Source organism: Kitasatospora sp. NPDC042419 (assembly GCF_056437345.1).
Genome location: NZ_JBWKAW010000025.1, coordinates 37,489 through 50,943, shown reverse-complemented (window position 1 = coordinate 50,943; position 13,455 = coordinate 37,489). Strand labels below are relative to the sequence as shown.

Annotated in this window: 8 protein-coding genes; 1 reads left to right on the top strand and 7 read right to left on the bottom strand. The window is 72.5% G+C overall.

The genetic code is table 11. The features are described 5' to 3' along the window. Positions 1 to 218: 218 nt before the first annotated feature. Positions 219 to 935 carry a TetR/AcrR family transcriptional regulator gene (locus tag AC067J_RS33355; protein ID WP_478305754.1) on the bottom strand — a complete coding sequence of 239 codons (717 nt, stop codon included), beginning with the start codon at positions 933 to 935 and terminating at the stop codon, positions 219 to 221. Between the two features lie 160 nt (positions 936 to 1,095). On the opposite strand from AC067J_RS33355, the gene AC067J_RS33350 reads away from it, so the two are divergent. Then, positions 1,096 to 2,643, top strand: coding sequence for an MFS transporter (locus AC067J_RS33350; protein ID WP_478305619.1), 1,548 nt, complete (start codon positions 1,096 to 1,098; stop codon positions 2,641 to 2,643). 202 nt (positions 2,644 to 2,845) lie between these two features. Here AC067J_RS33350 and AC067J_RS33345 read toward each other — a convergent pair whose 3' ends face one another. The 6 genes from AC067J_RS33345 to AC067J_RS33320 all read right to left on the bottom strand — a co-directional run bounded on the left by AC067J_RS33345 (position 2,846) and on the right by AC067J_RS33320 (position 13,442). Continuing rightward, a complete protein-coding gene (locus AC067J_RS33345; RefSeq protein ID WP_478305617.1) occupies positions 2,846 to 4,294 on the bottom strand; it encodes a DUF4153 domain-containing protein in 1,449 nt (482 codons plus the stop codon). A gap of 704 nt (positions 4,295 to 4,998) precedes the next feature. Continuing rightward, a complete protein-coding gene (locus AC067J_RS33340) occupies positions 4,999 to 8,163 on the bottom strand; it encodes an Ig-like domain-containing protein (protein ID WP_478305615.1) in 3,165 nt (1,054 codons plus the stop codon). 192 nt (positions 8,164 to 8,355) lie between these two features. Further along, positions 8,356 to 9,273 (bottom strand): carbohydrate ABC transporter permease, encoded by a 918-nt coding sequence (locus AC067J_RS33335; RefSeq protein ID WP_478305613.1) that lies wholly within the window; start codon positions 9,271 to 9,273, stop codon positions 8,356 to 8,358. Continuing rightward, the gene (locus AC067J_RS33330) at positions 9,270 to 10,277 is read right to left on the bottom strand and encodes a carbohydrate ABC transporter permease (RefSeq protein WP_478305611.1); all 1,008 of its coding nucleotides are present in this window, start codon (positions 10,275 to 10,277) and stop codon (positions 9,270 to 9,272) included. Before AC067J_RS33330 ends, AC067J_RS33335 begins: the two co-directional genes overlap by 4 nt. Before the next feature lie 220 nt (positions 10,278 to 10,497). After that, complete coding sequence (locus AC067J_RS33325) at positions 10,498 to 11,886, bottom strand: ABC transporter substrate-binding protein (protein WP_478305609.1); 1,389 nt, start codon at positions 11,884 to 11,886, stop codon at positions 10,498 to 10,500. Between the two features lie 299 nt (positions 11,887 to 12,185). Continuing rightward, positions 12,186 to 13,442 (bottom strand): cytochrome P450 family protein, encoded by a 1,257-nt coding sequence (locus AC067J_RS33320; RefSeq protein ID WP_478305607.1) that lies wholly within the window; start codon positions 13,440 to 13,442, stop codon positions 12,186 to 12,188. Between the last annotated feature and the right edge of the window lie 13 nt (positions 13,443 to 13,455).

Here is a 13,455-nt window from a genome sequence, read left to right as displayed (position 1 = left end):
GACTCCAGCGTATTCCACCCGCCGGGAGGCCCGGAACGGCCGGGACCGCCGGGCGCCACCCGGGCGCCCCGGCGCGGCCCGCCCGACCCCGACCCGCGACGCCCGCACCCGCACCCGAGCCCGAGTCCCCGACACCCGACCCCGAACCCCCGCCCCGGCGTCCGACCCGAGCCCTGCCCCGGCCACGCCGTGAACCCCGCCCCCCGACGTCCTCCCTCTCAGCTCCGCATCAGCGGGACCAGGACCTCGTCCACCAGCTCGGTCGCGAACTCCGGGCCCACCTGCCCGCCGCAGATCTTGACCCGGTACAGCAGCATCGCCGGCGCCAGGTCGGCGACCATCGGGGTGACGGCACCGGGCCGGACGTCGCCGCGTTCGGCGCCGCGCCGGAGGATGTCCAGGATGACCTCCTTGGTCGGCTCGATCACCCGCTGGGCCATGAAGTCCTTGAACAGTTCGGCCTGTTCCTGATCCAGCTCGGCCATCAGCGCGTGCATCGCCCCACCCGAGCGGGAGTGGACGACGGCCGCGAAGCTCTCGACGAGGTGGAGCAGTTCGTCACGGGCGGACCCGAGGTCCGGTGTGTCGGAGGGGCGTGGCAGAGTGGAGTCCAGGGCGTCGATGACCAGTTCGACCTTGGACGCCCACCGCCGGTACAGCGCGGCCTTCCCGGTCCGGGCGGCACCGGCGACCCCCTCCATCGTCAGCCGCGCGAATCCGCCGGAGGTGAGCTGGTCGAGCGTCGCTTCGAAGATCGCGGCCTCCAGCTCCTTCCCCCGCCGTCGCACCGGTCGGCGCAGGACCTCGGCCGCGACCCGCACGGGGCATGGCCCCGGGGCGGCCTCGGCCACCCGCTCCGCCGGTCGGTCGACTACCCGGTCGACCGTCCGGCCGACCGACCGGTCCGTCGCCTGGCGCCGCACCAACTGATCCATTGTCACCAGCCCTAAGGAACGCTTGCGTTCATAATCTCGCCCACGATATCGTCCACAGTAGTGAACGATTCCGTTCCTTCATAGTCCGCGGGACGCCGTCGGACCGTGCCGGACCCCGGGTCCGAAGTATACGAAGCAATAGCCAGCAGGGGGCATCAACTTGGCTATCTCCGACACACTCAGCAAGAACTCCCCAGCGCAGGGCCGCCAGGGGCGCAACAAGAACCTCACCCTGACCGTCATCGCGGCCTCGCAGCTGATGGTGGTGCTCGACGCCACCATCGTGAACATCGCCCTGCCGCAGATCAGGGACGTGCTGAACTTCTCCACCACCAACCTGTCGTGGGTGATCAACGCCTACACGCTGACCTTCGGCGGCCTGTTGCTGCTCGGCGGCCGCGCGGGCGACATCCTCGGCCGGCGCCGGGTCTTCATAGCCGGCACGCTCCTGTTCGGATTCGCCTCGCTGCTCGGCGGGTTCGCGCAGGACGGCGGCATGCTGCTGGCCGCCCGCGCGCTCCAGGGCATCGGCGGCGCGATCTGTTCACCGACGGCGTTCGCACTGATCGCCACCAACTTCGACGAAGGCCCCGAACGCAACAAGGCATTCGGGGTCTTTTCGGCGGTGGCCGGATCCGGCGCCGCGATCGGCCTGCTGGCCGGCGGCGTGCTCACCGAGTACCTGGACTGGCGCTGGGTCTTCTTCGTCAACGTGCCGATCGCCATCCTGATCGCCGTCGCCGCACCGCGCCACATCGCCGAGTCCGAGCGCCACGAGGGCCGTTTCGACCTTCCCGGCGCGCTCACCTCGACGCTCGGCCTGGTCGGCCTGGTCTACGGCTTCATCCGCGCCGCCTCGGACGGCTGGACCGACCCGCTGACGCTCGGCTCGTTCGCGGCCGGCGTGGTGCTGATGGCCGCGTTCCTCGTCATCGAGACCCGGACCGCGCAGCCGATCACCCCGCTGAAGCTGTTCGCCGACCGGAACCGCACCGGCGGCCTGGTGATGATGCTCTGCCTGGCCGCGGCCATGTTCGGCATCTTCTTCTACATCACGCTCTTCGTGCAGGGCCCGCTCGGCTACAGCCCGCTGAAGTCCGGCTTCGCCTTCCTGCCGATCAGCGCGTCCATCATCGTGGCCGCCCAGCTCGCCTCCAGCCTGCAGGTCAAGTACGGCCCCAAGCCGTTCATGGCCGGCGGTTCGCTGCTGGTCACCATCGGGCTCACCTGGCTGACCTTCATGGACGCGGACAGCGGCTACCTGGATGGTGTGCTCGGCCCCACGGTGATCTTCGGCTTCGGCATGGGCCTGGTGTTCGTCCCGGTGATGCTGCTCGCCGTCGCGGGCGTCGCCGGGGACGAGACCGGAGCCGCCTCCGGTCTGCTCAACTCGATGCAGCAGATCGGTGGTTCGCTCGGCCTGTCGATCCTGACCACGGTGTTCGCGCACTACGCGACCGCCGAGGCCAAGGTCCAGCTGCCCGGCTTCATGGCCACGGCCACGCCGGAGCAGAAGGCCTGGCTACTGGAGAAGCAGGAGTTCCCGCAGGGCACCGGCGCGGCCAACGAGGTGCTCGTGCAGGGCATCTCGCACGGCTTCATCGCGGGTGCCGCCCTGGCGTTCCTCGCGCTGCTGGTCGCGGCCTTCGTCGTCAAGGCCAAGGCCTCCGACCTGCCGTCGGACGCCGCCGGCGTCGCGGTGCACTGAGCGCGACGCACCACGCACCACGCACCGAGTGCGCCGCGCACTGAACACGGCACACCTGGAGCACCACGCACCGAGTGACCGCCGGACGTGAGGGCCGGCCGGGAGCAGCACGCTCCCGGCCGGCCCTCACGCTTCCCCCGACACCCCTTCCCCCGACGCCCCGCTTCCCCCGACGCCCTCGCGGCCGCACGCGGCCCGGGGCTCAGCGCTCGGCGATGTAGCTGTCGCCGAACAGCCCCAGCCGCGCGCACGCGCCGTCGCGCTCGGACCAGCCGGCCGCCGGCGGACGCTCGGCGAGGATCCGCCGGGCCCGGGACTCGGCCAGGCTGGTGGCGTACCAGGGCGCCGAGCCGTTTGCCGGCCCGTACACGAAGGCGTCCAGCGCGCAGGTCCGGTAGTCGCCCGGCAGCCGGTCCAGGGCCGGGACGGCGTCGAGCGAGAGGCTCCGGACGTTGCGCAGGTCGATCTGCCCGGTCCGCTCGAAGCGGGCGACGTTCTGTTCGGCGACGATCGCGTCCGGGCCCATCAGCCCGTACACCGCGGCGGCCACCGCCGCGCTGAGCACCGCCGCGCGCGGCAGCCAGGCCGTCGAGCGGGTGAGCCCGGCCGCGACGAGGAGCAGGAAGACGACGCCCAGCCAGACCTCGACCACCAGCACCCAGAGCCGCAGCGCGGTCAGCCCGGAGGCGTCCACGTAGAACCACATCCGACCGAGCGCGGAGGCGACCACGGTCAGGGTGAGCAGGCAGAGCGCGCCGAGCAGCAGCCGCGCCAGCCGGCGGTCGCCCTCCGTCCCCCGCGGCGCCCAGCGCTTGGCGAGGGCGACCACGAACAGGGTCAGCACGGTGACCACCAGCAGCTGCCAGAAGCCCTGCCGCGCGTACTCGGAGCGGCTCATCCCGGTGGTCGCGGTGATCGAGTCCCGGCCGCCGAGCACCACCACGGCCTGGACCACCGCGAAGGCGCCGAACATCAGGTTGAGCGCGACCAGCGGCACCGCCCACTCCACCCGGCCCCGTGCGCGGCCCGGACGGACCACCGTGCGGTCCCAGCGCCGGGGGCCGGCGGCGATCCGGGCGAAGCCCAGCGCGGTCGCCAGGCCGATGACGAAGAGCACGAGACGGAGCGGGAGTTCACCGAGGTCGACGCTGGGCGTGAGGCTCTCGAAGACACCGGCCATGGCCGCGTCGGCGCTGGCGAAGAGCGCTCCGAAGACGGTCAGCAGGACGCCGGCCACCAGCACCGCCTTGACCACCGGCACCACCGTGCCCCGGCCCGCCGCTCCGCGGCCGCGCAGAGCGCCGAGGGCCCAGCGCAGACCGGGCACGAGGTTCCAGAGCAGTCCGGGCAGGGCCAGCAGGACGCCGGCCCAGCGGCGTCCGCCGTGCAGTGCGAGGGAGGCGAGGCCCAGCGCGCAGACCGTGGACAGCACGACCGGCCAGCCGGCTTCGTGCAGGGCGGGCACCGTGAGCAGGGCGGTCGCGAGTGCGCTCCACAGGACGGTCCAGCCGCGCAGCCTCCGGTCGGCCGCACGGGCGGCGAGCCCGGCGCCGACGGCGGTGAGCGCGGCGCAGAGCAGCAGGTTGACGCCGAGCCCGTCGCCGAACAGCCAGGTCGTCAGCAGGCCGGTCAGCAGTGCGACCGGCAGCACCAGGCCGGTGGGCGGCGCCTTCCGGTCGGGGTCGCTGGGCCGCAGCCACTGGAACGGCTGCGGCGCCGGTGTGCCGGGCGCCCGGTAGGGGCCGGCGCCGTACGGAACCGCGCCCGCCGCAGGGCCGAAACCGGCCGGGGCGGGGCCCGGCGCAGGGCCGAAGCCGGCGCCGGATCCTGCAGGTCCTGCACCGGATCCGGCACCGGGACCGGCACCGGATCCTGCACCCGGACCGGACGGTGCTCCGTCCGGGGCGGGCGTGGTGTGTCCGGACATGGGTTCCCCCTCAGTGGTCGGGCGGGCACGCGGAAGCCGCCCTCGGGGCGGTCCGCCGACCGGCGCGGCAGCACGGGGCGTGCGGCGCCGACGGGCACGCGGAACCACACCGGTGAAGGCACCGGGCACCACGGCCGAAGCCGACTGTAGACCATTCTGAACAGGTTCAAAAACACCGGACCCGGCTCTGTCGCAAGCCTGTGACAGAGCCGGGTCCGGTGTCGCGGGACCGCGTATGAGCGCCGGTCAGCCCCTCGGCGGAGCCCGCCGTCAGACCGCCGGGCTCGCCCCTCGGAGGCGCCGACGCGGCCCTCGGAGGAACCCTCCGGGAGCCCGCCGTCAGCCCGCCGGACGCGCCCCTCGCCCGGCGCCTCGCACCCTCGCGCCCCCGCGTCCCCGTACCCCAGCGCCCCCGCGCCTCCGCGCCCTCAGTACGTCCCGTACAGCGAGTACTGGAACGAGTCCCTCACCGCGGGCCCGAAGTCCGCCGGCCACGTCCCGAACGGCACCACCGTGTTGCTGTACGCGCCCTGCCCGCCCCCGCCGGTCGAGTAGTTCATGTTGTTCACCGTGGCGCTCGTCCCGTTGCTGTTGTAGACGAACCAGTAGGACGTGCGGGCGCTCAGCGTGAGGTCCACGGCCAGCGAGTTCCAGGCGTTGGCGGTGAGCGTGCCGCTCCCGGTCGCCGCGACCAGCGTCCCCGGCGAACCGCCCGCGTCCGTGTAGACGGCCAGCTGGTAGCGGTTGTTGGGCGCCGCGCCGACCGGGCCGACGTGCACGCTCAGCGAGGTCAGCACCACCGGGGAGGCCCCGGTCGTCACCTTGCTGCCGTTCAGGTGGTTGGAGTCGGTGTCGTCGATCAGCGAGCCCACCGCGGTGTTGCCGATCGTCCGCGGCTCCGCTCCCCCGGTGGTGAACGAGAACGCGTACGGGCCGGCCTGCGCGTTGCCCGAGTTGTCCCGCACGCCCTGGACCGTCGCGGTGTACCCGGTGGTCGGCGCGAGCGGGGCGCCCGGGGTGAGGACCACGCCGTTGGCCGCCGGGTCGTAGGCCACCGTGCCCGCGACGGCCGCACCGCCCGCGGTGGTGCGCAGGGTCACGGCGGAGGCGGTCACGCTCGCCGGGTCCAACGGCTCGCCGAAGGAGAACCGGACCGCCGTACCGGGCGCCACGCCGGTCGCCCCGCCGGCCGGGGTGGTCCCGGTGACCGCCGGCGCGGTGGTGTCGCGGCCGTAGCTCGCGGCGTACGAGCCCACCGCGCCGTCGAAGAACGCGTACGCCACGCCCTTGACCGTCTCGATCCGGTACGGCAGCGAGCGGCCGCCCGAGGTGATGCCGGTCAGCGTGCCGGCGGCCGCGTCGACCGGCAGCATCGCGCGCAGCCCGGTGGCCCCGCCGGTGATGTCGAAGGTGAGCGTGCTCCCGTTCCAGGCCAGCCGGGAGAAGGCCGAGCCGTTGCGGGCGTCCAGCCAGGTGAGCATCTGCCGGCCGGAGACCACCGGGACGCCGCGTGCCTTGGCGGCGGCGATGATCGCGTCCGAGGCCGCGGAGGCGGCGAAGTCGGTGTGGATGTTGGCGGTCAGCGCCGCGTAGTAGCCCTTGGCGCCGTACGCGGAGTCGAGCAGGGTGGTGACGGTGCCCGGGTAGGACTGGCCGGACTCGTCGGTGAGCTGGGTGGTGGCCTGGTACTCGTCGATCACGCTGCCGTCGGCGTCGGCGAAACGCATGATCTGCGCGGTGCCGTTGAAGTAGCCCGGCCGGTCCCTGGTGAACTCGGCCGGGTAGAAGTAGTAGTCGGTGTCCAGCCGGATCCCGTTGGCCAGCTTGGTCTTCGCCTGGGTGGCCCAGTCGTCCCACTCCACGCAGTGCGTGCGGCTGCTCGAAGGGGTGGGCAGGGCGGGGTACTTGGCCCGCCACTCGGCCAACTGGTCCCGGTAGAAGCCCTGCAGGGCGGCGGTCGTGCCCCAGGGGCGGCAGTTCGTGGTGACGTGCACGCCGACCTCGAAGCCCTGGTCGCTGTAGGCCTTGGCCTGGGCCGGGGTGAGCGGGTCGTCGGTGTAGATGTACGAGGAGCCCCGGACGCACTCCCAGGCGGCGACCGAGCAGCCCGGCGGGCTCTGCGCGAGGTAGCCGTCCCAGCGGCCGGCCGTGCCCCCGACGCCGTGGTCGTCGCCGGTCATCACCACGACGGCCTTGACGTCCCGGGGGAAGTACCAGAACCGGGGCAGCGGCTTGGCCGTGGACTCCAGCCGGGTGAGCAGGTTGGCGAGCAGCCGCTGCTGCTCGTCGGCGATCGGGATCAGCGCCTTGTCGAGGTCGTTCCAGTCCGGCTGCCCGTCGGCGCCGAAGAACATCTCGCCGGCCTCGTAGCCGTCGACGCCGTCGCGCTGCTGGCCGGCCCAGGCGATGTTGCCCTGGCGGGTCCGCACCACCGACTTGGCGAGGTCGTAGCTGAACGCGGCGGCCCGTCCGCTGCCGGCGGTGCGCAGGGTGACCGCCGGATTGGCGGTGGCGGTGGCGGCGTCGCTGTACAGGGTGGCGACGGCGGTGGCGCCGTTCAGCGTGTAGAGGTCGGCCGCACCGTGGTAGCCCATGGTGTCGCCGGTTATCCCGGTGCCGGGCGGGGCGGCGGTGTCCACCTTGAGGTAGGCGTCGGAGCGGGTGCCGGTGGCCGGGGTGAGACCGAACAGCGGCGCGAGCTGACGGTCCGGACGCATCGCGACCAGCCGTCCGCCGCCGTTGGTCCAGGTGGTGAACAGGCTCGCCTGGGCGGCGGTGAGCGGCGTCTCGCCGAGCAGCACCACGTCGGCGGCGGCGAGCACCTGGGAGGTGACGGCGGAGATGTCGACCTGGCGGTAGGCGTTGAGGCCCTCCGCCTTGAGGATCTCGGCCAGGTACCCCGTGTACGGGTTGGCCTGGTTGGTGACCAGCAGGACCGGGCCCTCCGCGCCCGGGCCGGCGCCCGGGGCCGGGGGCGGCGGGGTGGCGTCGGCGGTGTAGGTCGCGTAGATCGAGAAGCTCAGGCTACTGGAGGTGACCGCGCCCACGTCGGACGGCCAACTGCTGAACGTCTGGCCGCCGTTGCCGTACACGCTGGTGCCGCCCGGGCTGTACCGCAGGTTGTTGACCGCCGAGTTGGTCCCGTTGGTGTTGTAGGCCAGCCAGTACGGGGTGCTGGCGGTCAGGGGGGCCGTCAGCGGGACGGTGTTCCAGGCGTGGGCGGTGAGGGTCGCGGTGGCGCTGCTCGCCAGCAGCCCGCCCGGGCTGCCGCCGTTGTCCCGGTAGATCGCCACCTGGTAGCGGTTGGCGGGCGCCGCGTCCACCGCGTCCACGTAGACCGACAGGGCGGTGACCGTGCCGCCCGCCGAACCGGTCACGTAGCGCGAGGCGTTGAGGTAGTGGGAGTCCGCGGAGTCGGTGGCCGTACCGACCTCGGTGTTGCCGAGCGTCGTCGTGGCGGTCGCCCCGGGGTCGGCCGCCGCCGGGGCGGCCCCCGGTCCGGAGACCAGCGCCGCCGCCGTGACCAGGGCCGCGAGCAGGCCCCCGGCTCTCCACCGCCACCGCCGGTCCGCGCGTGTGCCTGCGTCTGCCATGACCGCCCCCCTGTGTCACCTCGGCCGACTGCCGTTAACGGTGTACCGGCTCCGTGCCGACCGTGTCCACGAAGCCGACACATTCGGCGTGATTCGTGACGCCCCCGCTCCTGCCGGCCACGGGGGCGTCCGGCGGACCGGCCATCGTCCGACCCGCCCCGCGGACCTGCCCCTCGACCGGGGCCCGCGGGCCTACCCCTTGACCGACCCGGCCAGCAGACCGCGGACGAAGTACCGCTGGAGGGCGAAGAACACCCCCAGCGGGATCACGATCGACAGGAACGCCCCGGCGGTGAGCAGCTCCCAGCGCCCGCCGAACGAGCCGGAGAGCTGCGCCAGCCGGACCGTCATCGGCGCGACCTCGGGCGTGCCCCCGGCGAAGGTCAGCGCGACCAGCAGGTCGTTCCAGACCCAGAGGAACTGGAAGATCGCGAACGAGGCCAGCGCCGGCGTGCAGAGCGGCAGCACGATCGAACGGAAGATCTTGAAGTGCGAGGCGCCGTCCACCACCGCCGCCTCCATCAGGTCGCGCGGCAGCTGGGCGATGAAGTTGTGCAGCAGGAAGATCGCCAGCGGTAGCGCGAACATCGTGTGCGCCAGCCAGACCGGCGCGTAGGTGCCCTTGAGTTCCAGCGCCGGGACCAGCGTCAGCGAGCCCAGGTGCGCGCCCCCGGAGAACAGCTGGAGCAGTGGGATCAGCGCCATCTGGAGCGGCACCACCTGGATCGCGAACACCACGAAGAACACCGTGTCGCTGCCCCGGAACCGCACCCACGCCAGCGCGTACGCGGCCATCGCCGCCAGCACCAGCGGGAAGAGGGTGGCCGGGACGCTGATCGCCAGCGAGTTCACCAGGAACGGCATCAGACCGGTCGAGACGCCGGAGCCGCCCTCGAACAGCACCGTGTGGTAGTTGTCCAGGCCGAGGTCCGGGTGGAGGAGGACGTTCCACCAGCCGTCGGCGGTGACGTCCTTCTTGGGCCGGAGCGAGGTCGCCAGCAGCCCCAGGGTGGGGACGGTCCAGAGCACCGTCACCACGATCACGAACACCGAGGCGAGCGGGGTCGAGAAGGACTTCCGGACGGGGCCGCCGTCACGCCGTACGCTCATCGCACCCCACGCTCCTTCCGCAGCTGGACGATGTTGTAGGCCACCAGGGGCAGCACCGCGAGGAAGAGGATCACCGCGAGCGCACTGCCCCGCCCGGTGTTGAACTGCACGAAGGACTGCGAGTACATCTCGTTGGCCAGCACCTGGGTGCCGAAGTTGCCGCCGGTCATGGTGCGGACGATGTCGAAGGCCTTCAACGTGGTGATCATGACGGTGGTGAGCACGACCACCACCGTGGTGCGGATCATCGGCACCGTGACGTACCAGAACAGCCGCACCCCGCCGGCGCCGTCCAGCCGGGCCGCCTCGGTGACCTCGTCCGGGATCGCCTTGATCGCCGCCGACAGCACCACCATCGCGAAGCCCGTCTGCACCCAGACCATCACGGCCATCAGCAGGAAGGTGTTGAGCGGCTGGGCGAGCATCCAGTTCGGCGGGTGCTCCCAGCCCAGCGTGATGGCGACCTGGCTCAGCAGGCCGATCTGCTGCTGCGAGGCGTCCCGGGACTCGTAGACGAACTTGAAGATGATCGACGCGCCGACCAGCGAGATCGCCATCGGCATGAAGATCAGCGACTTGTACACCGCCTGGCCGCGCATCCGGTCCACCAGCAGCGCCAGCACCAGACCGAGCCCGGTGGCCGCCAGCGGCGCGATCACCAGCCAGAGCAGCGTGTTGACCAGCACCTCGCGCACCGAATCGGTGGTGAACGCCCAGCCGAAGTTCTCACCGCCGACGAACCGGCTGCTGTCGTCGTCGTAGAGGCTCAGCCAGACGGTGCGGACCAGCGGCGCGACCAGGCCGACCAGCAGCAGCAACACCGCCGGGCCCAGGAAGACGGCGACGGTCAGCGGACGGGCGATCCGGCCGGAGGCGCGGCCGGCGACCAGGAAGACCAGCAGCAGGATGCCGAGGAAGCCGGCGATCGCGCCGAAGCCGTTGCCGAACTTGACCACCGCGTCGCCCCAGGCGCCGGCGGCGAGTGCGGAGGCGGAGAGGGACATGACTGGGCGTCCTTTCCCTGCGGACGGCGGAGGAGGGGGAGCGGAGGGGCCGGGCAGGACGCCCGCGGACCACGGAGGCGCGGGGCCACCGCGGAGGGCGACGGCCGGAAGGACCGGAAGGACCGGAAGGACCGGAACTGCCGGAAGGAGGGGACGGGCGGTGCGGGTGGGTGGCCCCGCACCGCCCTCGACAGGTGGTCCTCCGGCGCCGTCCGGGCCGCTACTGCGGCCAGGCGGCGTCGATGTCGGCGGCGGTCTTCTGGATCGACTGCCCCTCGGCGAACCAGGCGGTGAGCGACTTCCACTCCTGCCCGGCGCCGACCGCGGCCGGCATCAGGTCCGACCCGTCGAAGCGGAACGTCGCCGCCGGGTCGGTCAGCGCGTCCGCGGACAGCCGGTCGATCGGGTCGGTGTACAGGCCCTTGTCCACGCCCTGGTTGGCGGAGACCCAGCCGGTGGCCGTCCGCACCCGGCTGCTCGCCCACTCGGCGCTGGAGAGGTAGTTCTGCACCGCCTGCACCTCGGGCCGGCTCGCGAACGCGGTGAGGAACTCCCCGCCGCCCTCGACCGGGTTGGGCACCGACGGGTTCACCGCCGGCAACCGGAAGGCGAAGATGTCGCCGTCCTCGCCGATCTTCGTCTCCTTCGGCCACTGCGCCTTGTAGAACGAGGCCTGCTGGAGCATGAAGCACTTGCCGGTCAGGATCGGCGCGCCCGCGTCCTGGAAGGTGGTGGTCGCGATCGACTTCACGTCACCGTAGCCGCCGTTGACCCAGGCCGGGTTCTGCATCCAGTCGGCGACCGTCTTCATGGCCGCGGCGATCTTCGGGTCGGAGAACTTCACCTGGTGGCCGACCCACTGGTCGTACACCTCACCGCCGTACGAGCCGAGCACCACCTCCTCCAGCCAGTCGGTCGCGGGCCAGCCGGTGGCCGTCCCGGAGCCGATCCCGCCGCACCACGGCTTGCCGCCGCCGGCCTTGGCGATCCGCTCGCTGAGCGCCATCAGGTCGGCCCAGGTCTTCGGGACCTCGTAGCCGGCCTGCTTGAACGCCTTCGGCGAGTACCAGACCAGGGACTTCATGTTGGCGCTCATCGGCGCGGCGTAGAAGGTGCCGTTGACCGAGCCGTAGGTCTTCCAGACCGGGCTCCACTTCTCCTGGTTCTCCACGGTCCGCTGCGGCGGCTTGGCCACCTTGCCGCTCTTGACCATCTGCGCCAGCAGACCGGGCTGCGGGATGATCGCGAAGTCCGGGGCGTTGCCGCCGCTCACCCGGACGGGCAGCTGCGACTCGAAGTCGTTGGTGCCCTCGTAGCTGATCCGGATGCCGGTGCAGGAGGCGAACTCGGCCCAGGACTTCTCCAGGTTGTCGGACTCGGGGCTGAGGATCGACGCGAAGACCGTCACCGTCTTGCCCGAATGGCCGGCGTACGGCTGGTACTTGGCGCAGTCACCGGACAGGGTCTGACCCCCGCCTCCGGAGTCGCCGTCCGAACTGCCGGAGCTGTTGGAGCAGGCCGCGGTCAGCGCCGCCGCGGCCAGCAGGGCCGGCAGGGCGAGCAGACGGCGGCGGGCATGCGTGGACGGCACGGTCGGGGTGGGGGTCAATGCGGTCCTCCTCGCCAGGGCGTGGAACGCTCGGCAAAACGACAGAACGACATTGCGCTGTACCGGAGATCGACGTTCGACATGGACGCGGCGGCCGGCCGATCTGACGACGTTAACCCAGCCGCCACGCGCCGCCAAGGTCCCCGCGCGGCCTTCACCACCACGTGCCCCAGTTGTGACCCGGCCGCACCGGACGCACACACCACCCGCCCCGGAACACCGGCCACCCCCTCGGCCCGGGCGCGCACGACGACGGCCCCGCCCGGAACGGACGGGGCCGAGGCCTGCGTGACGAATCGTCAGAACAGCCTGACCGGAATCTCCTTGAGCGCGTTCACCACCAGCGACCCGCTGGGCCTCAGCTCCGCGTCCGGCACCTCCAGCGCCAGCCCCGGGAACCGCTCGAACAGCGCCGGCAGCGCGACCCCCGCCTCCAGCCGGGCCAGCGGCGACCCCGGGCACACATGCGGGCCGTGGCCGAAGGACAGATGCCGGATCGGGTCCCGGGTGACGTCGAACAGCTCCGCCGTCACCCCGTGCTGGAGCGGGTCCCGGCCGATCGCGTTGTACGAGATCAGCACCGGCTCGCCCTTCGGGATCACCGTGTCCCCCACCGGAACGTCCTCGGCCGCGAACCGGAACAGGAAGTTGCTGGTCGGCGGCGTCCAGCGGAGCGACTCCTCGACCACCGCGTCCCAGCCGACCTCGCCCGCCCGCACCAGCGCCAGCTGGTCCGGGTGGGCCAGCAGCGCCCGCACCGCGTTGCCGATCAGGTTGACCGTGGTCTCGTGACCCGCCGCGATGATCACCCGCAGGGTGGCCGCCGCCTCCGCGTCGGTCAGCGCCCCGCCCTCGGTGTCCGCCAGCAGCAGCACACTGGCCAGGTCGTCACCGGGCGCCGAACGGCGCTGCGCCACCAGGCCGTTGACGAAGGCGTTCAGACCGGCGATGGTCGCCTGGATACCCTCCGGGTTCGGCCGGGCGCCGAAGAACCGCTCGTACAGGTCGCGCAGGAGCGCGTGCTCGGACTCCGGCACGCCGAGCAGCGAGCAGATCACCGTCATCGGCAGCGGGAAGGCGAACGCCGACTTGAGGTCCACCACCGGCTCCCCCGCCGCCAGCGTGTCCAGCAGACCGCTCGTGATCGCCTCGACCTGCGGACGCATCAGCTCCACCCGGCGCGGCGTGAACGCCTGCGCCACCAGCGCACGCAGCCGCCGGTGCTCGGCACCGTCGGTGGTCACCATGCTCGGGCCGGGCACGGCCAGCCCGATCAGCGGCCAGGTCTTCGGCACCTCTCCGCGCTGGTACGCCGCCCAGTGCGCGGCGTCCTTGACCAGCCGGGCGTCGGTCAGCAGGTCACGGGCGGCCGCGTGCTGCGTCACCGCCCAGGCGGCGACACCGCCGGGCAGCTCCACCGGCACCGCCGGGCCGGCGGCCCGCAGCAGCGCGCCCTCGGCGGCGTTGTCGCGCGCCAGCGGGTCGAGGACGATCCGGGCGGGAGCGATCCCGGCGGGGCCGGTCGGGGCGGGAACGATCGGGGCGGGGCCGGTCATCGGTGACAACTCT